Annotated in this window: 21 protein-coding genes; 9 read left to right on the plus strand and 12 right to left on the minus strand. The window is 69.1% G+C overall.

The window, feature by feature from the left end:
* Positions 1-28: 28 nt before the first annotated feature.
* From PHQ87_RS06340 to PHQ87_RS06350, 3 genes are read left to right on the plus strand one after another with little or no spacing between them, the layout of a single operon-like run.
* Complete coding sequence (locus tag PHQ87_RS06340) at positions 29-1,030, plus strand: MoxR family ATPase (RefSeq protein ID WP_300232211.1); 1,002 nt, start codon at positions 29-31, stop codon at positions 1,028-1,030.
* 12 nt (positions 1,031-1,042) lie between these two features.
* A complete protein-coding gene (locus PHQ87_RS06345; RefSeq protein WP_300232214.1) occupies positions 1,043-2,062 on the plus strand; it encodes a DUF58 domain-containing protein in 1,020 nt (339 codons plus the stop codon).
* Positions 2,063-2,073: 11 nt separating this feature from the next.
* Positions 2,074-3,135, plus strand: a complete 1,062-nt coding sequence (locus PHQ87_RS06350) for a VWA domain-containing protein (RefSeq protein WP_300232253.1) — start codon at positions 2,074-2,076, stop codon at positions 3,133-3,135.
* Here the strand turns inward: PHQ87_RS06350 and PHQ87_RS06355 are convergent.
* Complete coding sequence (locus PHQ87_RS06355; RefSeq protein WP_300232216.1) at positions 3,119-3,889, minus strand: helix-turn-helix domain-containing protein; 771 nt, start codon at positions 3,887-3,889, stop codon at positions 3,119-3,121. The genes PHQ87_RS06350 and PHQ87_RS06355 overlap by 17 nt on opposite strands.
* 147 nt (positions 3,890-4,036) lie before the next feature.
* Between PHQ87_RS06355 and PHQ87_RS06360 the strand changes: the two genes are divergently transcribed.
* The 3 genes from PHQ87_RS06360 to PHQ87_RS06370 all read left to right on the plus strand — a co-directional run bounded on the left by PHQ87_RS06360 (position 4,037) and on the right by PHQ87_RS06370 (position 7,617).
* Positions 4,037-5,254 (plus strand): multidrug effflux MFS transporter, encoded by a 1,218-nt coding sequence (locus tag PHQ87_RS06360; RefSeq protein ID WP_300232218.1) that lies wholly within the window; start codon positions 4,037-4,039, stop codon positions 5,252-5,254.
* A 102-nt stretch (positions 5,255-5,356) separates the two neighbouring features.
* On the plus strand, positions 5,357-6,580 hold the full coding sequence (locus PHQ87_RS06365) for an FAD-dependent monooxygenase (protein WP_300232220.1): 1,224 nt from the start codon (positions 5,357-5,359) through the stop codon (positions 6,578-6,580).
* A 26-nt stretch (positions 6,581-6,606) separates the two neighbouring features.
* Entirely contained in the window at positions 6,607-7,617 is a 1,011-nt protein-coding gene (locus tag PHQ87_RS06370) for a tripartite tricarboxylate transporter substrate binding protein (protein ID WP_300232222.1), read from the plus strand.
* A 9-nt stretch (positions 7,618-7,626) separates the two neighbouring features.
* Here PHQ87_RS06370 and kynA read toward each other — a convergent pair whose 3' ends face one another.
* Genes kynA through kynB form a run of 3 tightly spaced genes read right to left on the minus strand, consistent with a single transcriptional unit; the run spans position 7,627 to position 10,491 of the window.
* Positions 7,627-8,496 (minus strand): tryptophan 2,3-dioxygenase, encoded by an 870-nt coding sequence (kynA, locus tag PHQ87_RS06375; protein WP_300232224.1) that lies wholly within the window; start codon positions 8,494-8,496, stop codon positions 7,627-7,629.
* Positions 8,497-8,507: 11 nt separating this feature from the next.
* Entirely contained in the window at positions 8,508-9,785 is a 1,278-nt protein-coding gene (gene kynU / locus PHQ87_RS06380; protein WP_300232227.1) for a kynureninase, read from the minus strand.
* 31 nt (positions 9,786-9,816) lie between these two features.
* Entirely contained in the window at positions 9,817-10,491 is a 675-nt protein-coding gene (gene kynB / locus PHQ87_RS06385) for an arylformamidase (RefSeq protein ID WP_300232229.1), read from the minus strand.
* A 134-nt stretch (positions 10,492-10,625) separates the two neighbouring features.
* On the opposite strand from kynB, the gene PHQ87_RS06390 reads away from it, so the two are divergent.
* Positions 10,626-11,102, plus strand: a complete 477-nt coding sequence (locus PHQ87_RS06390) for an Lrp/AsnC family transcriptional regulator (protein WP_300232231.1) — start codon at positions 10,626-10,628, stop codon at positions 11,100-11,102.
* 219 nt (positions 11,103-11,321) lie between these two features.
* Here PHQ87_RS06390 and PHQ87_RS06395 read toward each other — a convergent pair whose 3' ends face one another.
* From PHQ87_RS06395 to PHQ87_RS06410, 4 genes are read right to left on the minus strand one after another with little or no spacing between them, the layout of a single operon-like run.
* A complete protein-coding gene (locus tag PHQ87_RS06395) occupies positions 11,322-12,254 on the minus strand; it encodes a class I SAM-dependent methyltransferase (RefSeq protein ID WP_300232233.1) in 933 nt (310 codons plus the stop codon).
* A gap of 9 nt (positions 12,255-12,263) precedes the next feature.
* Positions 12,264-12,578, minus strand: coding sequence for a YkgJ family cysteine cluster protein (locus PHQ87_RS06400; RefSeq protein ID WP_300232235.1), 315 nt, complete (start codon positions 12,576-12,578; stop codon positions 12,264-12,266).
* A 56-nt stretch (positions 12,579-12,634) separates the two neighbouring features.
* Positions 12,635-13,594 (minus strand): ornithine carbamoyltransferase, encoded by a 960-nt coding sequence (argF, locus tag PHQ87_RS06405; RefSeq protein ID WP_300232238.1) that lies wholly within the window; start codon positions 13,592-13,594, stop codon positions 12,635-12,637.
* Between the two features lie 21 nt (positions 13,595-13,615).
* Positions 13,616-14,827: an aspartate aminotransferase family protein gene (locus PHQ87_RS06410; RefSeq protein ID WP_300232240.1), complete on the minus strand. Its 1,212-nt coding sequence runs from the start codon at positions 14,825-14,827 to the stop codon at positions 13,616-13,618.
* A 326-nt stretch (positions 14,828-15,153) separates the two neighbouring features.
* On the opposite strand from PHQ87_RS06410, the gene PHQ87_RS06415 reads away from it, so the two are divergent.
* Complete coding sequence (locus tag PHQ87_RS06415; protein WP_300232242.1) at positions 15,154-15,498, plus strand: DUF3579 domain-containing protein; 345 nt, start codon at positions 15,154-15,156, stop codon at positions 15,496-15,498.
* A 66-nt stretch (positions 15,499-15,564) separates the two neighbouring features.
* Positions 15,565-15,918 (plus strand): cupin domain-containing protein, encoded by a 354-nt coding sequence (locus PHQ87_RS06420; protein WP_300232244.1) that lies wholly within the window; start codon positions 15,565-15,567, stop codon positions 15,916-15,918.
* 39 nt (positions 15,919-15,957) lie between these two features.
* Here PHQ87_RS06420 and PHQ87_RS06425 read toward each other — a convergent pair whose 3' ends face one another.
* From PHQ87_RS06425 to PHQ87_RS06440, 4 genes are all read right to left on the minus strand, one after another.
* Entirely contained in the window at positions 15,958-17,583 is a 1,626-nt protein-coding gene (locus tag PHQ87_RS06425) for a gamma-glutamyltransferase family protein (RefSeq protein ID WP_300232255.1), read from the minus strand.
* 15 nt (positions 17,584-17,598) lie between these two features.
* Entirely contained in the window at positions 17,599-18,747 is a 1,149-nt protein-coding gene (locus PHQ87_RS06430) for an FAD-dependent oxidoreductase (protein ID WP_300232246.1), read from the minus strand.
* Positions 18,748-18,776: 29 nt separating this feature from the next.
* Positions 18,777-19,919 (minus strand): CaiB/BaiF CoA-transferase family protein, encoded by a 1,143-nt coding sequence (locus PHQ87_RS06435; RefSeq protein ID WP_300232249.1) that lies wholly within the window; start codon positions 19,917-19,919, stop codon positions 18,777-18,779.
* Positions 19,916-20,552: enolase C-terminal domain-like protein (locus PHQ87_RS06440; RefSeq protein ID WP_300232252.1), on the minus strand; the 637-nt coding region annotated here is incomplete at its 5' end. The genes PHQ87_RS06440 and PHQ87_RS06435, both read right to left, overlap by 4 nt.

Raw genomic sequence — 20,552 nt, forward strand, 5'->3', positions numbered from 1 at the left:
CACCCTTCTGAACCCACCGGAGCGCCGCATGAGCCAGAACACCCCCCTCGACACCGCCCAGCTCATGGAACAGATCCTGTACGAGGTCAAGCGCGTGGTGGTCGGGCAGGACCGCTTCCTGGAGCGCGTGATGGTGGCCATGCTCGCGCAGGGGCACTTGCTGGTGGAGGGGGTGCCCGGCCTGGCCAAGACGCTGACCGTCAAGACGCTGGCCGATGTGGTGCGTGGGCGTTTCAGGCGCATCCAGTTCACGCCCGATCTGGTGCCGGCCGACCTGGTGGGCACGCGCATCTACAACCAGAAAGCCGGTGAGTTCACCACCGCGCTGGGCCCGGTGTTCGCCAACCTGCTGCTGGCCGACGAGATCAACCGCGCGCCGGCCAAGGTGCAGAGCGCGCTGCTGGAGGTGATGCAGGAGCGCCAGGTGACGATCGCGGGCGAGACGCACAAGGTGCCCGACCCGTTCCTCGTCATGGCAACGCAGAACCCCATCGAGACCGAGGGCACCTACCCGCTGCCCGAGGCGCAGGTCGACCGTTTCATGATGAAGGTGCTGGTGGACTACCCCACCGACGAAGAGGAATATGTCATCGTCGAGCGCGTGACGGGACCTGCGGTGCAGGTGCAGGCGGTGGCCACCACCGGTGAGTTGGCCGAACTGCAGCACCAGTGCCGTCAGGTGTACGTGGACCCGTCCCTGGTGCAGTACGCGGTGCGGCTGGTGTCCGCCACACGCACACCCGAGCGGCACGGCCTGCGGGACATGGGGCGGCTGCTCACCTACGGTGCCAGCCCGCGTGCGACCATCGGGCTGGTCGAGGGCGCGCGGGCGCTGGCCCTGCTGCGTGGCCGCAGCTATGCCCTGCCCGAAGACATGACCGATCTGGTACCCGACGTGCTGCGCCACCGCCTGGTGCTCTCGTACGAGGGGCTGTCCGAGGGGCTGGACAGCGACGCGCTGGTGGCGCGCATCATGAAGGCCGTGCCGCCGCCGGCCCGGGTGCCGGAACATGAGCCGAAAGTGGCCTGAGCGGAGCCGGTCATGCTGTTGAACCTGTTCCAGCGCCAGCGACAGGGAAGCACTGCCCAACGCTTGCCCCAGCCGGCGGAGCGCGCCGGGCCGCCGGGAGCCGATGCCTTGCTGCGTCGCCTGGAGTGGACGGTGATCCGTCGGCTCGACGGCCTGTTGCAGGGCGACTACCGCACCCTGCTGCGGGGCACGGGGCTGGACCTGGCCGACTTGCGCGAATACCAGTTGCACGACGATGTGCGCCACATCGACTGGAATGTGACCGCACGGTTGCAGCAGCCGCACGTGCGCGTGTTCACCGAGGACCGCGAGATGGCGGCCTGGTTCCTTCTGGACCTCAGCCCGTCGGTCGATTTCGGTTCTGGCGCGCAGCGCAAGCGCGAGGTGCTGCAGGGCTTTGTCGGCGTTCTGGCCCGGCTGATCACCCGGCATGGCAACCGGGTGGGGGCGCTGCTGTACCGTGGTCAGGGGCGGGCGGGAGTGCACACCATGCTGCCGGTGCGCGGCGGCCGCACGCAGGTGTTGCGCCTGCTGCATCTGGTGGGTGGAGCCGAACCGGCGCCCGCTGCCGAGATGCCCGATCATGGGCCGACGCGCCTGGCCGAGCTGCTGCGCTCGGCGGCGCTCACGGTCCGCCAGCGCAGCGCCGTGTTCGTGGTGTCGGACTTCATCAGCGAGCCGGGCTGGGAGCAGCCACTGGGCGAGCTGGCCCGGCGCCACGACGTGGTGGCCGTGCGCCTGCTCGATCCGCTGGAGCTGGAACTGCCCGACCTGGGCCTGCTGACCATCCGCGATGCCGAGACCGGCGAGCAACTGCTGGTGGACACGCACGACCGGGGCTTTCGCCAGCGCTTTGCGCGCATCGCCGCCCAGCGCGAGGCCGAGCTGCGCGAAAGCCTGGCCCGCGCCGGCGTGGATACGCTGGAATTGTCGACGGACGACGATCTGGCCGAGGCGGTGGTCCGCTTCGTCGATCTGCGCCGGCACCGCCAGCGCCTGCATCATCGGCCGACCAGGGGGGCCGCCGCATGAACACCCTGCCCATGAGCTTCCTCTGGCCGCAACTGCTGTGGCTGCTGCTCCTGCTGCCCCTGCTGGTGCTGCTGTATCTCTGGATACTGCGGCGGCGCCGGCGTGTGTCGCTGCGTTACGCGAGCCTGTCCATCGTGCGCGAGGCCATGGGCACGGCAACGAACTGGCGCCGCCATGTGCCCCCGGTGCTGCTGTTGCTGGCCTTTGCCGCCCTGCTGCTGGCGGCAGCCCGGCCCATGGCCACCGTCACGCTGCCGTCGACCCAGCAGACCATCATCCTGGCGATGGATGTGTCGGGCAGCATGCGCGCCACCGACGTGGAGCCCAACCGCCTGGTGGCCTCGCAGAACGCGGCCAAGGCTTTCATCAAGGAGCTCCCGCGTCATGTGAAGGTGGGCATCGTGGCCTTTGCCGGGTCGGCCCAGGTCGTGCAGCCGGCCACCCTCAACCGCGAGGATCTGAACACGGCCATCGACAAATTCCAGTTGCAGCGTGCCACGGCCATCGGCAGTGCCATCGTGGTGGCATTGTCGGAGATCTTCCCGGGCCAGATCGACCTGGCCAGTGTCACCTGGGGGCGTCACAGTGACCCGTTCGGGCCGCGTGGCCGGGCCATCGACCAGCGCCCACCCGCGGCGGGAGGTGCCACGCCGCCGGTCGAGCCGGTGCCACCGGGCTCCTACGGTTCGGCGGCCGTGATCCTGCTGACGGACGGGCAGCGCACCACGGGCGTGGACACGCTGGAGGCGGCCCAGATGGCGGCCGATCGCGGCGTGCGCGTCTACACCGTGGGCGTGGGCACGGTCGATGGCGAGGTGATCGGCTTCGAGGGCTGGTCGATGCGGGTGCGGCTGGACGAGGACACCCTCAAGGAAGTGGCGCGCACGACCAGGGGCGAGTACTTCCATGCCGGCACGGCGGAAAACCTCAGGCAGGTCTACGAGTCCCTGAGCACACGGCTGACGGTCGAAAAGCGCGAAACCGAGGTGACGGCGCTGCTGGCGCTGGTGGCGGCGGTGCTGGTGCTGCTGTCTGCGGGGCTGTCGCTGTACTGGTTCAACCGGGTGCTCTAGCCCCGGCCTGTCCGGGTGCCGGTTCGCTACCCGCCTGGCCGAACTTGCGCTCCAGTTCGTCGCGGCAGCGCTCCAGTGCCGCGAAGATGCGCTCCTCCCGCCCCTGCGCACGGGGTTGGGGGACGATGACGCACAGCGCATACAGGCCGAACAGGCTGCGCAACGCCACCGAGAACCCCCGGCAATCGTCGATGCTGTCCTCGGCGCGGCCGCTGGCACGCACCTGCGCCAGCCGCTGCGTCAGCGCGCGCGGTGGCGTGGGTGTGCCCATGGCCAGGGTCAGCGCCTCGGGGGAGAGTTGTGCGAGCATCACGAGGCCGGGTGCCAGGTCCTGCGCCGGGAACGGAATGGTGCCCAGTGGAAAGGCCACGCGCAGCACGCGCTCGGCGATGCAGCGGTCCAGCGCCGTGACCTGGTCGCCGGTGAGCGTGCACAGCGCCGTGGTTTCGCCGAGTTCGGCGCCCAGCATCTCCAGGTGCTGGCGTGTGGAAGAGACGATGTCGATCTGGCGGCGGTACACCAGGCGCGGCAGCATCGGGCCGAGCTGAAAGCCTCCCTGCGGGCCCCGTGCCTCGACGAAGCCTTCGACCTCCAGCGCCTGCACGATGCGTTGCACCGTGGAGCGTGCCAGTCCGATCCGGCCGGCGATCTCGGCCAGGCTCAGGCCGCCGGGGTGATCGCCCAGTGCGCGCAGCACCGCCGCCGCCCGGGCGATGACCTGGATGCCTGCGCCACGGTCCGTCCGAATGTCCATGCTGTCTCCTGGGCAATGGGGTCTGCAGTCGGGGATGTTGGGCCGCTGCAAAACTATAATTTTGGGACACTGTACCGCAATACGGTATATGCCCGCCATCACCACCCGATCGGCCGGGCCACCTCCACGCCCCCACCTGGAATTTGTATGACAACGGGATTTCCGCTTCCGATGGCGGCCATCGCTGCGTTGGCGCTGCTGTCGGCCGTGGCTCCGCTGGCGACCGACATGTACCTGCCGGCCTTTCCGGTCATGGCCGAGCAACTGGGCGCCAGTGCCGCCGGCATCCAGGTCACGCTCACGGCCTTTCTGGCGGGGCTGGCCGGCGGCCAGTTGCTGATCGGTCCCCTGTCCGACCGCTTCGGGCGGCGCAAACCCCTGCTCGCCGGCACCGCGCTGGCCATCGTGTCGGGCCTGTTCTGCGCGTTCGCGGCGGACGTCGGCCATCTGGTCGTCTGGCGTTTCCTGCAGGGCCTGGGTGGCGCGGCGGGTGTGGTGCTGGCCAGGGCGGTGATTGCCGACCGGGCCCGGAGCGCGATCGAGGCGGCGCGCCTGTTCCAGGTGATGATGATCATCGGCGGCCTGGCGCCGGTGCTGGCGCCCAGCGTGGGTGCGGGTGTCGTGGCGCTGGCCGGCTGGCGTGCGGTGTTCGTGGTGCTGGCGGTGCTCTCGACCGTGTCGCTGGTGGGCGTGCTGCGCTGCATCGACGAGAGCCTGCCCGCCGAGCGCCGCGCGCGCGGCGGTGTGCCGGCCCTGTTGCGCACCATGGGCCAGGTGCTGGCCAACCGCAGCTACCTGGGCTACGTGCTCATGTCGGGTTTCATCTTCATGGTGCTGTTCGGCTACATCTCGGCGTCGCCCTTCGTGTTCCAGAGCATCCTGGGCCTGTCGCCGGCGGCCTACTCGCTGGCTTTCGGTGCCAATGCGATCGGCATCGCGGTGGTCAGCGCGATCTCGGCTCGCTGGTTGGGCCGTGTGCCGCCACAGCGGCTGGTCGCCATCGGCATCGGCACCTGTCTGCTGGCGTCCCTGCTTGTGTTGCTGTGCGTGCTCACGGGCGCCGGCCCCGCGCTGATGCTGCCCTGCGTGTTCCTGGCCATCTGCCCGGTGGGCATGACGCTGGGCAATGCGAGCGCCCTGGCCATCTCGCAGGCGCCCGGGGCCACGGGGTCGGCATCGGCCCTGCTCGGCGCGATGCAGTTTCTGCTCGGTGCCGTGGCATCGCCCCTGGTCGGCCTGGGGGGCAAGGACACGGCAGTGCCGATGGCGCTGACCATGGCGGTTTCGTCGATGCTGGCGGTCCTGTGCTTTGCGTTGCTGGCGCATCGGGGCTCCCGGCGCGCCGAGGTGGCGGCCGCGGCCTGACGTCGGCGGCACGCCGGCCTGCCAGCCGCTTCGCGGGCATGCAGTCCAACCTTCCTGATCCGTGTCAAGCGCACGGGTCCCGTCCCTGGGCACAATGACTGCATGATGCAAGATGTGGTGATTGCTGGCGGTGGTATCGGGGGGCTGGCCTGTGCACTGGCACTGACCCGCGCAGGGCAACGGGTCCGGGTGCTGGAACAGTCGGCCCGCCTGGCCGAGGTGGGGGCCGGTATCCAGTTGGGGCCCAATGCGGTCCGGGTACTCAATGCCTGGGGCCTGTCGGACGGCCTGACCGAGTGCGTGGCGTTTCCGGAAGCGTTGAAGGTGCGGGACGCCCGCTCCTCCGCGACCTTGGGGTGCCTGCAACTGGGGGCGACGATCCGGGCCCGCTATGGCCAGCCCTATGCCACGATCCACCGTGCCGACCTCCACAGCCTGCTGCTCAAGGCCTTGCGGGCGCGGGCGGACATGGATGTGTCGCTGGGCGCGCGCGTGTCCTCGTTCGCCGAGGAGGGTGACGGGGTGTCGGTGACCTGCGAGGATGGCCGGCATCTGCGGGGCGCGGCGCTGGTCGGGGCCGACGGGCTGTGGAGCCAGGTGCGCACCCAGTTGCTGGGCGCCCACCCGGTGCGCGCCAGTGGACATCTGGCCTACCGTGGGCTGGCGCTGCCGCAGGATTTGCCGGCCGCCCTGCGCGAGCCGGTGGTCACGGCCTGGCTGGGGGACCGCCTGCATGTGGTGCATTACCCCGTACGCCGGGGCGAGGTCTTCAATGTGGTGGCGGTGGTCGAGGGGGTGTTGGGCCAGGGGCACGGCGGCGCCGCGGGCAGCGATCCCCAGAGCTGGACCCATGACGCGCACGCGGCCGATCTCACGCGCGCGCTGGGCCCGGCCTGCAGCGACCTCATGGCCGTGATCGGCGCGGTGCGTGGATGGAAGCTGTGGCCGCTGAACGACCGGCCACCGATGGCGGGTCCCGGGGAGCAGGCGCGTGGTCGGGTGGCACTGCTGGGTGACGCGGCGCACCCGCTGCGTCCCTATCTGGCGCAAGGGGCGGCGATGGCCATCGAGGACGCCTGGACATTGGGCCGGTTGCGCGCCGATTCTCGCTACCCGGTTGACTGGTCCGCGCTGTTCGCGCGCTATGCCCAGGCGCGCTGGGCACGCAATGCCCGCGTGCAGGCCCGCTCCGAACGCAATGGCCGCATCTTCCATGCGAGCGGACTGATGCGTCTGGGCCGGAACGTGGCCATGGCAATGATGGGAGAATCGCTGCTGGACCAGCCTTGGCTGTATGGGGGGCCGCATGCCCCCCGCGCTGAGTGATGGGCCACACCAACAAGGAGACCCTGATGCCACTGACGACATTCGACCGCGTACCCCGCCGCCGCTGGCTGGCTGCCACCACCACCCTTCTGGCCGCGCTCGCGGTCACCCCGGCCTGGGCGCAGGCCGGCAAGGAGGCCGAGTGGCCGGCCCGCCCGCTGCGCATGCTGGTGGGCTTCCCCGCCGGCTCGTCGCCCGACCTGATGGCACGCACCATCGCCGAGCCACTGTCACAGGCCCTGGGCAAGGCCGTGGTGGTCGAGAACCGGCCGGGTGCCGGTGGCAACATCGCCGCCGACATGGTGGCCCGTGCGACGGACAACCACACGATCGGCCTGATGATCAACGGCAACATGACGATTGCCAAGATCCTCAACCCGGCCGCGCCCTACGACCCGCTGACCGACCTGGCGCCGGTGTCGCTGCTGGCCGTGGCACCGCTGGTGCTGGCCGCGCCGGCCGGTGCGCCTGGCGCGACGGCGGCCGACTTCCTGGCCGAGGCCCGCCGTGCCGGCGACCGCTGGAACTACGGCACGCCCGGTATCGGCACCGTGGCCCATCTGGGCATGGAACTGATCAAGTCGCTCACCGGCCTGGCGCCGGTGCATGTGCCCTACCCGGGCAACCCGCAGGTGATCACGGGCATGATCGGCGGCGACGTCCAGATGGCGCTGCTGCCGCCGGGCCTGGCGATGGCGCAGGTCAATGGCGGCAAGCTGCGCGCCATTGGCGTCACCTCGGCCGGCCGCAGCAGCGTCGTGCCCGCCGTGCCCAGCCTGAGCGAAGCGGGTGTCAAGGGCCTGCAACTGGAGATCTGGAATGCCGTGGCCGCGCCCAACAGCCTGCCCAAGGCCCATGTGAACCGGCTGGCGACCTTGCTGGCCGACATCGTGCGCCAACCCGAGGTGCGCCAGAAGATCCTGGCCCAAGGCTGGCAGGTGGCGGGCACCTCGCCCGAGGGCCTGGCCAACCGTGTCAAGACCGATACCGCCGCCATGGCCGAGGTCATCCGCAAGAACGACATCCGGCCTCGGTAGGCGCAGCGTTCAGAGATCCGTTCGCAGCCTCCAGATCTCCGGGAACAGCACCACGTCCAGCATCTTGCGCAGGTAGCTCACACCGCCGGTGCCTCCGGTGCCGCGCTTGAAGCCGATAACCCGCTCCACGGTGGTGACGTGGCGGAAACGCCAGAGCCGGAAGGCGTCCTCCAGATCGGTCAGCTCTTCGGCCAACTGGTACAGGTCCCAGTGCTGCTTCGGGTCGCGGTACACCTGCAGCCAGGCCTGCTCGACCGCGTCGCTGGCCTCGTAGGGCTGTGTCCAGTCACGCTGCGTGTGGCTGGCCGGCACCGCGATGCCACGGCGCGCCAGCAGGCGCAGGGCCTCGTCGTACAGCGACGGCGCCTCGTAGGCGGCCCGCACCATGGCCAGCCGCTGCGGGTTGTGGGCGTGTGGCTGGAGCATGGCCGCGTTCTTGTTGCCCAGCGAAAACTCGATGCAGCGGTACTGGAAGCTCTGGAAGCCGCTCGAGTGCCCCAGGTAGGGCCGGATCGCGCTGTACTCGGGCGGCGTCATGGTGGCCAGCACGTCCCAGGCGTGCACCAGTTGCTCCATGATGCGACTGACGCGCGCCAGTTGTTTGAAGGCCGGGTTCAGCTCGTCGCCCGCGATGTTGCGGATGGCGGCGCTCAGCTCGTGCAGCATCAGCTTCATCCACAGTTCGCTGGTCTGGTGCTGCACGATGAACAGCATCTCGTCGTGTGCGGGCGACAGCGGTTGCTGGGCATTCAGGATGGCGTCGAGCTGCAGGTAGTCGCCGTAGCTCATGTCGCGGCTGAAGTCGAGCTGTGCCTTCTCTTCGTGAACGATGGACTCGGGCCGCGATGCGGGCGGGGTGTCGTGGTGCGGGCAGGTCATGGGGCGCTCCTTCAGGTGACGGCGTGCCGGCGGTTGAATTCGGGACGCTGCCACTCGCCGTGCTCCAGCACCTGCTTCAGGTGTTCCACGGCGTGCCATACGTCCTCGAAGCCGATGTACAGCGGCGTGAAGCCAAAACGCAGGATGTCCGGGTGCATGCCATCATCGCCGGCGCGGAAGTCGCCGATCACACCCCGTGCAATCAACGCCTGCACGATGGCGTAGGCACCCTCGCTTCTGGTCAGGCAGACCTGCGAGCCCCGTTGGGTGTGCTCGAGCGGTGTGGCCAGTCCCAGGCCATGGCCGGCGCAGCGTTCCTGCACCAGGCGGATGAACAGGTCGGTCAGCGCCAGCGATTTGGCGCGCAACGCCGCCATGCCGCCCAGCGGCTCGGCCGCCAGCACCGTGTCCACGCCGCACTCCAGCGCGGCCAGGCTGATCATGGGCTGCGTGCCGCACAGGTAGCGCGCGATGCCCGGGGCCGGCTGGTACTCGGGGGTGAAGGCAAACGGTGCGGCATGGCCCCACCAGCCGGCCAGCGGTTGCCAGAAACGGTCGGTGTGCCGCGGATGCACCCACACGAAGGCCGGAGCGCCCGGGCCGCCGTTGAGGTACTTGTAGCCGCAACCCACCGCAAAGTCGGCCCCGGCACCCTTGAGGTCGACCGGTACCGCGCCCGCGCTGTGGGCCAGGTCCCACACCGTGAGAATGCCGGCCGCATGGGCCGCGGCGGTCAGCGCCGCCATGTCGTGCATGGCGCCGGTGCGGTAGTTCACGTGCGTGAGCATCAGGATCGCCACGTCGGGCGTGAGCGCGGCTGCCACGGCATCGGATTCCACCAGCACCAGCTCCCAGCCGTGCTGTTTGCACAGCGCCTCGGCGATGTAGAGGTCGGTCGGAAAGTTGCTGCGCTCGCTGACGATGCGCTTGCGCCGGGGTGCATCGGCCTGCGCGATAGGGAGCGCGGCACCAAGGACCTTGAACAGGTTGATCGAGGTGCTGTCGGTGGCCACCACCTCGCCGGCACCGGCACCGATCAGCCGTGCAATCTTGTCGCCCACCTGGCCCGGCAGTTGCGACCACCCGTGCTTGTTCCAGCTCTGGATCAGGTCGGTGCCCCATTCCTGGCTCACCACCCGGGCCACGCGGGCCGGTGTGCGGGCGGGCATGGCGCCCAGCGAGTTGCCGTCCAGGTAGATGGTGTCGGCGGGTATCGAGAACTGTGCGCGCAGTTCGCGCAGCGGGTCCGCCGCGTCCATGGCCTGACAATCCTGCAGGGTGAGGGTCATGTTGAAATTGGTTTCCATTGGTTCCAATTAGTTACAACTCACGCAAGACCGCCCGGACCGGGCTGGCGTCGGCGGTGGTGAGTCTGAGTGGCAGGGCGATCAGTTCGTAGTCACCCTCGGGCACGTCATCGAGCAGCAGGTTCTCCAGTACGCGCAGGCCATGGCGACGGACCGCCTGATGGCTGTCCAGCGTCTTGCTGCTGGCCGGATCGATGCTGGCGCTGTCGGTGCCGATCAGCATCACGCCCCGGTCGGCCAGCCACGTCACCGTCGCGGGGTCGAAGGCGGGCAGGTCGTTGTCGAACCGGTCCTGCGGCATGTGCGGGTACAGGCGGACGATCACCCGGGGCGGCAGTCCGTCCGCTGCGTGCGCCAGGTGCGCCGGCTGGACCAGCGGACCGCAGCCGATGGCGTGGATCACGCGGCAGCGGCCGAGAAAGGGGGTCAGATCAAGGGCGCCCACGGCGACACCCCGGGCGTCGTAGTGCAGCGGCGCATCGGCGTGCGCGCCGGTGTGGGGTGAGAGAGTGATCGCGCTGACGTTGACCGGACAACCGGGGCCGATGGTGGCGCTCCAGGCCTGGGTGTACGCGGTATCGCCCGGGAACACCGGGCTGCCGGCATGCACCGGCGGTGAAATGTCCCACAGCGCACGCCGGGCTTCTTCGGCCTGGGGGCGGTCGGTCGGTGCAGCAGGTGAGTTCATGTCCGGATGGCGCAACGGGCTGGTCAATGGCTGGCGAAATTCTAGGAACTGGTCGCCTGGACTCGAAGCTTTATTTGCCTGTTTCCGAAAAAAGGAATAATTCAACTCATATTCCTGGTATTCACGGAAAATTTATGCAAACCGAGCGCGACTCCACCGATCTCAGGCTGCTGCAGGCGTTGCAGGACAATGCACGGCTGACCTCCACCGAGCTCGCCGGTGTGGCCCATTTGTCGCAGTCGCCCAGCTGGCGGCGCGTGCGACGCATGGAGGACAGCGGCCTGATCCGCGGCTATCACGCACGGCTGGACCGCCAGGGGCTGGGCTACGGGGTGATGGCCTTCGTCATGGTCACCATCGACCACCAGAACGAAGCCAGTTCACTGGCGTTCGAGCAGGCCGTGCTGGCCATTCCCGAGGTGGTGCTGTGCCATGGCATTTCGGGACCGCACGACTTCATTCTGGTGGTGGTCGCGCCCGACCTGCAGGCCTATTCGGTGTTGTTGCAGAGCAAGCTGCACCGGCTGCCGCGCGTGCTGCACGTGCATACCTATTTCTCGCTGCAGGAATTCAAGGGCGCCGTCGGACCCCTGCCCATCCCACTGCGCTGACGGATGGCGATGGGTATCGCCTTCCATGCAGAGCATCGCACCGGTCCCTGATCGGGAGCGGTGCGATGTTCATGAAGGACCAGCGCCTGGAATGGGCGCCGGGGGTGTGACAGCGGGCTTCGTCTTTTTTTTGGAGAGCTACTGAAAAAGTAGCACTTGCATTGTAGGGTTGAAACGGCGACAGGGTGTAAGCAATTGTTGTTCACCCGGCCTGTCGCCTCAGCCCTGCCGCGCGAGCAGCACCTTGAGCGCCCGGTCGGGTGAGGCATCGGCGAAGGCGGGTGGATTGGGCAGACGTTGCTCCACCACCAGGGTCGGGGCTTCGCGGGCCAGTTGTTCGCGCAGCACGGATTCCGGAATCTCGGGGGCATTCAGGCAGATCAGTGCCTGGCCGCCGGGCACCAGCAGGTCGGGCAGGCGGCGCAGCAGCCGGGGATAGTCCTTCAGTGCCACGAAGCTGCCCTTCTGGTAGCTGGGTGGGTCGGCGATGACCAGGTCGTACGGCCCCATGCGGGTGAGCTTGCCCCACGAATGGAAGAGGTCGTGCACCAGGAAGCGGGCGCGCCCGTCCCGCGGCGTGCCGGCGAAGTTGAGCCGGTGGTTGCGCTGGCCGGTTGACATGGCGCCGCCGGCCATGTCCAGGTTGATCACCTCGGTGGCACCGCCGTGCAGCGCGGCGACGGAGAACGCGCAGGTGTAGGCGAACAGGTTGAGCACGCGGGCGCCCCGGGCGTGGTCGCGCACCCAGCGCCGGCCTTCGGCCATGTCCAGGAACAGGCCGCGATTCTGGCCTTTCATCACCTGCACGAGGTAGCGTGCGCCGCCCTCATGGACCACATGCGGCTCGGGCACGCTGCCGGCCATGCATTCGGTGACGGGTCGGCTGACCGGGCCGTCGGGCTGGCGCCGCTGCAGCACCCAGTTCAGGGGCTGGCCCTGGCCGATGATGGCCCACCGGGCCTGCAGCGCCTCGCCCAGGGCACGGACATCGTCGTCGCTGGTGTTGCCGAAGTGGGTGGCCACCCACACCGGTGGGTACCAGTCGAGTGTCCAATCCTCGCAGCCCGGGTGCAGACCGCCGCGCCCGTGGAACACACGGTGTGCGTCACCAGACGGTGCCATCCGGGCGATGGTGTCGATCAGGGCCTGCATGAAAAAGGATCAGAGCCCGTCGCCGAGCGGCGGCAGGCCATGGCGCCGCCGGGCCTGGGCGCAGGCCTCGCTGCCTTCCTCGAACTCCCTGCAGGGGCCGGGCCGCCACTCGTAGATGCCGCAGGTGGCCCGCTGGCCGACCTGGCCGTAGAGCGCGGCGCACCGGGGTTGTGCATGGTCGGTGCCGCACAGGCGGGCGAGGGTGCCGGTCAGGGGTACCCACAGGCCGTCGGGCACGCAGCCGCCGGCAGAGGCCGTTTCGTCGATCGAGAAATCGACGCGAAAGCTCGCGCAGCAGGCACCGCAGGCCTGGCACCGGCTCATGCTGCCATCTCCGTCGTGGCCATCGGGGCCGTCCTGGTGGGGTGTTGGCCCGCGTCTCAGGCCAGGCGGCCGAGCAGCAGGTACTCCATGAGGGCCTTCTGCACGTGCATGCGGTTTTCGGCCTCGTCCCAGACCACCGATTGCGGGCCGTCGATGACCTCGGCCGTCACTTCCTCGCCGCGGTGGGCGGGCAGGCAGTGCATGAACAGCGCGTCGGGTTTGGCCACGGCCATCATCGCCTCGTCCACGCACCACTGCGCGAAGGCGGTGCGGCGTACCTCGTTCTCGGCCTCGTAGCCCATGCTGGTCCAGACGTCGGTGGTGACCAGGTCGGCACCGCGACAGGCTTCCTTCGGGTCCTTGAACACCTTGAAGCAATCGGTTCGGGTGACGCCGGCCAGCTTCGTGTCCACCTCGTAGCCGCTGGGCGTGCTCACGTGCACGGTGAAGCCCAGCAGTTCGGCGGCCTGCAGCCAGGTGTTGGCCATGTTGTTGCCATCGCCCACCCAGGCCACGACCTTGCCCTTGATGGCGTCCAGCGGGTTGCCGCTGGCGGCCGGCCGGTGCTCGACCAGGGTGAACAGATCGGCCAGGATCTGGCAGGGGTGGAACTCGTTGGTCAGGCCGTTGATGACAGGGACGCGCGAATACGCGGCAAACTTCTCGAGCTTGTCCTGCCCGAAGGTGCGGATCATCACCAGATCGACCATGCGGCTGATGACGCGTGCGCTGTCCTCGATGGGCTCGGCGCGGCCGAGCTGGCTGTCGCCCGTGGTCAGGTGCACCACCGAGCCGCCCATCTGGTACATGCCGGCCTCAAAGCTCACGCGCGTGCGCGTGCTGGCCTTCTCGAAAATCAGGGCCAGCGTGCGGTCCGGGTCGGCGAAGGGCTGGTACTTTTCGACCGCCTTGAACTTGGCCTTGATGAAGGCGGCACGGCCCAGCAGGTAGCCGTATTCGTCGGCGCTCAGGTCCTTGAACTGCAGGTAGTGCTGGATGGGGGTGTGGGTCGTCATGGTGCTGCGCTCCTCGGGTGCTCAGGCCTGCTCCGCCAGGAAGGTATCGATGATCGGTAGCAGCAATTCGGCCACCTGGTTGGCTTCTTCTTCGGTCATGATCAGCGGTGGCACCAGCCGGATCACGGAGTCGGCCGTCACGCTCAGCAGCAGACCGGCATCGGCCGCACGCTGGGTGATCACGCCGCAGGGGTGCGCCAGTTCGATGCCGATCATCAGGCCCTGGCCACGCACGTCCTTCACGCCGGGCTTGCCGGCCAGTGCGCGCTCCAGCCGGCCCCGGAGGAAATTGCCCACCCGGGTGGCGTTGTCCAGCAGTTTTTCCTGCTCCATGATGCGGATGGTTTCGGCGCCGGCGCGCATGGCCAGCGGGTTGCCGCCGAAGGTGGTGCCGTGGTTGCCCGGCTGGAAGATATGGGCCGCCTTGGGGCCGGCCACCACGGCGCCGATCGGCACGCCCGAGCCCAGGCCCTTGGCCAGGGGCATCACGTCGGGCACGATGCCGGCCCACTGGTGGGCGAACCACTTGCCGGTGCGGCCCATGCCGCACTGCACCTCGTCGATCATCATCAACCAGCCGCGCTCGTCGCACAGCGCGCGCAACTGACGCAGGTACTCGGCGCGCATCGGGTTGATGCCGCCTTCGCCCTGGATGGTCTCGAAGAACACCGCGACCACGTTCAGGTTGCCTTCGGTGGCCTGCTTCACGGCCTCGATGTCGTTGGCCGGCACGCGGATGAAGCCTTCGACCAGCGGACCGAAGCCTTCCTGCACCTTGGGGTTGCCGGTGGCGCTGAGTGTGGCGATGGAGCGGCCGTGGAAGGCCTTGTCGTACACCACGATTTCCGGGCGCTCGATACCCTTGTCATGGCCATACTTGCGGGCCAGCTTCAGCGCGGCCTCGTTGGCCTCCAGGCCGGACGAGCAGAAGAACACGTTGCTCATGCCCGAGCGCTCGACCAGCATCCGGGCCAGTTCTTCCTGGCCGGGCACATGGTAGTAATTGCAGCAGTGGATCAGCTTGGCCACCTGGTCCTGCAGCGCCGTCACCAGCTTGCTGTGCCCGTGGCCCAGCGTGTTGACCGCGATACCGGCCAGCGCGTCCAGGTATTCCTTGCCGTTGACGTCCCAGACACGGCAGCCGCGCCCGTGCGACATCGCGATCGGCAGCCGGCCGTAGGTGTTCATCACATGCGGCGACGACGGGACAACGGGGGCGGTGGCGGCATTCATGATGGCTCAGGGCTCCGTGAACTTGGCGGGTGGAAAAAGAACAAATGCGAAAAAAGAAGCGGCCCAACACGTGGGTTGAGCCGGCCGTTGGAAGTCCATTGTAGGGGCTGTTTCGGGCACGATCATTGCGTGTTTGGTATCACAGCCATGTCATGCCGGCTCCGCCCACGGACGCACCTGTGTCCGGCGGCCACACCGGTTTGTCCCTGTGCCAAGTCTTATATAAGATACAATACCGCCATCCGGAACGGCCGCCTACCCTGCGCCGTGCCGGCGCGCAAAATCCCCCGCCTCGCACACCCCGCGAAGGCACCAAGCGAACCATCATGGCCGTCACACCCACCGCCAAACAAGTGTTCATTCAGGGCATCACCCGCAGTGGACGCACGTTCCGACCCAGCGACTGGGCGGAGCGATTGGCCGGGGTCATGAGTCCGTTCCGCCCGGGCGGCGCCAGGCCCACCCCGGGCAGCCACATTGCCTACTCGCCCTGGTGCGTGCCCACCGTGATGAACGGCATCAAGGTCGTCATCGTCCACACCGACCTGCGCGACGCCGAACCCATGGCCTGGGACTTCGTGATGAACTTCGCCAAGGACAACGAGCTGCAGGTGACCGAGGGGTGCCTGTTGCCGGAGAACGACGCAGGCAAGAGTCCGGCCGGAGGTTGAGGGCCGCTTCCGGTTGCGCCGGGCGTGGCCGTTGCGCCGAAGCCTGCTCAGGCGCATACTGGCACCATGGCCATTTCACATGCGAGCTCCGGGCAGCTCATCGATGTCCGGCCCCTGGGCCAGCGCCTGTCGGGCGAGGTGTCCATTGCGCTGTTCAAGTCCGAGCAGCTGGAGGTGATCCGGCTCGTGCTGCCGGCGGGGAAATCGTTTCCGCCCCACCAGGTGGCCGGCGAAATCACCGTTCACTGCATCGAAGGCCGGATCGACGTCACGGTCGAAGGCCACAGCAACGTGCTGGAGGCCGGGCAGATGCTGTTCCTCTCGGGCGGTGTTCCGCATGCGGTGTATGCGCTGGAGGACGCCTCGGCCCTGGTGACGATCGTGCTCTGCCGGCCGCCGGGCGAGGGCGCCGAAGCCTGAGCGCGCCCATCGCATCGCCCTCCGGCCGTCGCTGCGTCGTCAGAAGCCCGCTGCCATGCCGTCGCGGCGCGGGTCGCTGGCGGCCACGTAGCCCTGGTCGGCCGGGTCGCCCAGGCGCCAGATGAACTGGCCGGCGCCAAAGTCCTGGTAGGGATCGTCGATGGTGCGGGTCTGGTGGCCCAGATCGACCAGGCCCTGCACGGTGGCCGGGTCCATGGCCGATTCCACGTTGATGTGCAGGCCGGCGTCGAAGCGCCAGCGTGGTGCATCGCACGCCGCCTGCGGGTGCTGGCCGTGGTCGAGCATGCGCACCAGGGTCTGCACGTGGCCCTGGGGCTGCATGTTGGCGCCCATCACGCCGTAGCTCATCACGGGCTGGCCGTCGCGCGTGAGGAAGGCCGGAATGATGGTGTGAAAGGGCCGCTTGCGCGGCGCCACCAGGTTGGCGGTGTTGCGCCCGGGCGCTGTGGCGAGGTTGAAGCCGTGGCCACGGTTCTGCAGGCTGATGCCGAATTCGGGCTCGACCACACCGGCGCCGAAGCCCATGTAGTTGCTCTGGATGAAGCTGACCATCATGCCGCTGGCATCGGCGGTGGTGAGGTACACGGTACCGCCCTTGGCCGGGTTGCCGGCGCCGACATCCTGTGCGCGACGCGGGTCGATGCAGGCCGCGCGTGCCTTCAGGTAGGCCGGATCGAGCATCTGCTCGGGCGTCAGGTCCATGGCCCGCGGGTCGGCGACGTAGCGGTAAACGTCGGCGAAGGCCAGCTTCATGGCCTCGATCTGCAGGTGCTGCGCGGCCACGCTGTCGGGTCCGAGGGACGCGAGGTCGAAATGGCCCAGGATGCCCAGGGCGATCAGTGCCGCGATGCCCTGGCCGTTGGGCGGGATCTCGTGCAGCGTGTAGCCACGGTAGTCCTGCCCGATCGGGGTGACCCATTCGGGCTCGAACGCGGCCAGGTCGGCTTCGCTGAGGGCGCCGCCCTGGGCGGCGGCGAAGCGGGCCAGCGCCTGGGCGATGGGGCCGCGGTAGAAGGCTTCGCCCTGCGTTTCGGCGAGGGCGCGCAGGCCGCGCGCGGCGGCCGGGAAGCGGAACACTTCGCCCACCCGGGGTGCCCGTCCCCAGGGCAGGAAGGCCTGGGCGAAGCCGGGCAGCGACTGCAACTCGGGTGTGGCCGCCGCCCATTTCTGCTGCACGACCACCGGCACGGCGTAACCGCGCTCGGCCAGCTCGATGGCCGGCTGCAGCAGGTCGCCGAAGGGCAGTTTGCCGAAGCGCCGGCTCAGCGCCATCCAGCCGGCCACGGCGCCGGGCACCGTCACGGCATCGATGCCGCGCTTGGGTGGCGTCTGGGCACCGTCGCCGTACTTGCGGTGGAAATACGCGGGCGTCCAGGCCTCGGGCGCGTGGCCGCTGGCGTTCAGGCCATGGAGCTGCCGGCCGTCCCAGAGGATGCAGAAGGCGTCGGAGCCCAGGCCGTTGCTCACGGGTTCGGTCACGGTCAGCGCCGCGGCGGCGGCAATGGCGGCGTCCACCGCGTTGCCGCCGGCCAGCAGCATGCGCAGCCCGGCCTGCGCGGCCAGCGGATGCGAGGTGGCGACGACGTTGCGGGCGAAGACTGGCAGGCGGGTGCTGGGGTAGTGGTGGCTGAAGTCGAAGGGCAGCATGGGGTGTCCGGTTCAGGGGCGCAGCGTGGGCCGCGCGGGTGAGAGCATGTCGGCGCTCAGGCCGCAGTCGGCGATGTGCGCGGGCAGCGGCAGGCCGCGTGCGAGCGCGGCGCAGGCCTCGCCCATGGCGGCGCTGGTCTGGATGCCATAGCCACCCTGGGCCGCACACCAGAAGAAGCCCGGCGCCTGGGCATCGAAGCCGCCGACCAGATCGCCGTCGGCCACGAAGGAGCGCAGGCCGGCCCAGGCGTGGGTAGGGCGCGGCGTGAGTGTGGTCCAGGTTTCGAGGGCGTGGATGCCGAGTGCGATGTCCAGTTCTTCGGGCTGCACGTCCTGCGGATGGGTCGGGTCGGCGTTGACCGGCGAGGCCAGCAGGGCGCCGGCATCGGGCTTCATGTAGAAGCTGTCGTCGGCAGCCAGCAGCAAGGGCCAGCCCGTGGTGTCTGCCCCGGCGGGCGGCGCGAAGGTGAAGGCGCTGCGCCGCTTGGGCACGAGGCCGATGGGCGCCGCGCCCGCCAGCCGGGCGACCTCGTCGCACCAGGCGCCGGCGGCGTTGACGAGCACGGGCGCGGCAAAGCTGAGACCGCGCGCCGTGTGCACGTGCCAGCGTTCGCCCCGGCGTTCGATGGCCACCACCTCGGCATCGGCGATCAGCTCGCCGCCGGCATGCCGGAAGCCGCGCAGATAGCCCTGGTGAATGGCGTGCACGTCCATGTCGAAGCTGTCCGGCTCGTGGATGGCGGCGCTGACCTTGTCGGGGCGCAGCACCGGCACCATGGCCAGCGCTTCGGCCGCCGTGAGCCGGCGCCCGCGCGGGCTGGTCTGCTGCAGCGTCGCCCAGGCATCTTCCAGGTGCGGCATTTCGTCCGGACCGGCGACCGTGAGCAGGCCGCGCGGTGTCAGCAAGGGGGTGTCGGCAAAGCCCGCGGGCGGCGATGTGAAGAAGGGTTCGCTGGCGCGCGAGAGGGCGCGCACCTGGGGTGGGCCGTAGCTGGCGATGAACTGGGCGGCCGAGCGCCCGGTGCTGTGGTAGCCGGGCTGGCTTTCGCGCTCAAGCACCAGGCAACGGCCCTGGGGCGCGAGGAAGTAGGCGAGGGAGGCGCCGGCGATGCCGGCGCCGATGATGATGAAATCGGCGTGGGCTGGCTGGGAATGACTCATGGCGTCATCCTACGCCAGTCCGGGACCGTTCAGGGCGCTGCGGTGTCCACCGGAAGACCCAGCTCGCGCAGGATGGACTCGGTCTCAGCGCCGGCCTCGCCCACGGGGCGGCATGGGGCGGCGGGCGTCACGCTGAAGCGTGGCGCGGGTGCCGGCTGGGTGATGCCATCGACCTGCGCGAACGTGCCACGGGCGCGGTTGTGCGGATGGTCCGGGGCTTCGTCCAGGCTCAGCACCGGGGCAAAGCAGGCATCGCTGCCTTCGAGCAGGGTGCACCACTGGTCGCGCGTCTTTTGTAGGAACACCTCGGCGAGTTTCTGCTTGAGTGCCGGCCACTGGCGTGAGTCCCACTGGGCATCGAAGGCCGGGTCGGCGAGCCCACAGCGCTCGCGCAGTGCGGCGTAGAACTGTGGCTCCATCGCGCCAACCGAGATGTAGCGGCCGTCGGCACAGCGGTACACGTCGTAGAAGTGCGAGCCGCCATCACCATTGTTGGTGCCGGCTTCGGCATTCCACAGGCCGGCCGAGCGCCAGCCGTAAACCAGCGACGACAGCAGCGCGGCGCCGTCGCAGATCGCCGCGTCCACCACCTGGCCACGGCCGGTTTGCTGTGCGTGCGAGACGGCGGCCAGCACACCGAAAGCCAGCAGCATGCCCCCGCCACCAAAGTCGCCGATCAGGCCGGGCGTGACGGTAGGTGGCTGGCCCGGACGCGCGCACGAATGCAGCGCGCCGGTCAGGGCCACGTAGTTGATGTCGTGCCCGGGCGCCTGCGCGAGTGGTCCGTCCTGTCCCCAGCCGGTGACACGGCCATAGACGAGGCGGGGCTGACGCGCGAGGCAGACATCCGGTCCGAGACCAAGCGACTCCATGACGCCGGGCCTGAACCCCTCGAGCAGGACATCGGAGCGCTCGATCAGGCGCAGCGCCGTGTCGCGCCCTTCGGGGCTCTTGAGATCCAGCGTGATGGATTCGCGGCCGCGTGCGAGGACATCGCTGCGGCGCGCGGTCAGTGCGGCCATGCCGCCCTTGGCGCCCGGCTTGACCGGGCGGTCGATACGGATGACGCGCGCACCCTGGTCGGCCAGCATCATGCCGGCGAAGGGTGCCGGCCCCAGACCGGCGAACTCGACCACCGTGAGATGGCCGAGCGGCCCCTGGCGCTGCGTCACAGGGCCACCACGCGGGGTTCGCGGCCCGCGGTCCGGTTGCGCACCAGGAAGTCGTCATTGAGCTCAATGCCCAGGCCCGGACCTTCGTTCGGGTAGCACATGCCGCCCTCGAAGCGGGGGATGTTGAGCGAGATGTCGGTGCCGGGCTCGATGTTCTTGCTCTCCATGGTGCCGTGGATCATCAGCGGGCCGATGGATTCGTTCAGGCCCTGCGTGGCCCATTCATTGGCCACCCACAGGTGGGCGGCGGGGCTGTGCTCCAGACCCGAGCCGATCATGCAGCCGCAGTGCACCGGCAGGCCGGCCAGGCGCGCCATGGTCAGCCAGCGCTGGGCCTTGACCAGGCCGCCGGCCTTTTGCAGCTTGATGAACAGGCCATCGGCGGCGCGGCGGTCAATGATTTCCTTGATGTTGTGCAGCTCCTGCGCCGACTCGTCGGCGTAGATGGGCGTGCGCACGGCGGCACGCAGGCGGGCCATGCCCTCGATGTCCCAGTGTGGCAGTGGCTGCTCGATCAGGTCCAGCCCCGCGGAGTCGATCTTTCGGATGATGTGCAGGGCCTTTTCGTAGCTCCAGAAACCGTTGGCGTCGATGGTCAGGTAGGCATCCGGGCCGACCGCCTCTCGCACGGCG

The sequence above is a fragment of the Hydrogenophaga sp. genome, assembly GCF_028698005.1.
Classification (GTDB): Bacteria; Pseudomonadota; Gammaproteobacteria; order Burkholderiales; family Burkholderiaceae_C; genus Hydrogenophaga.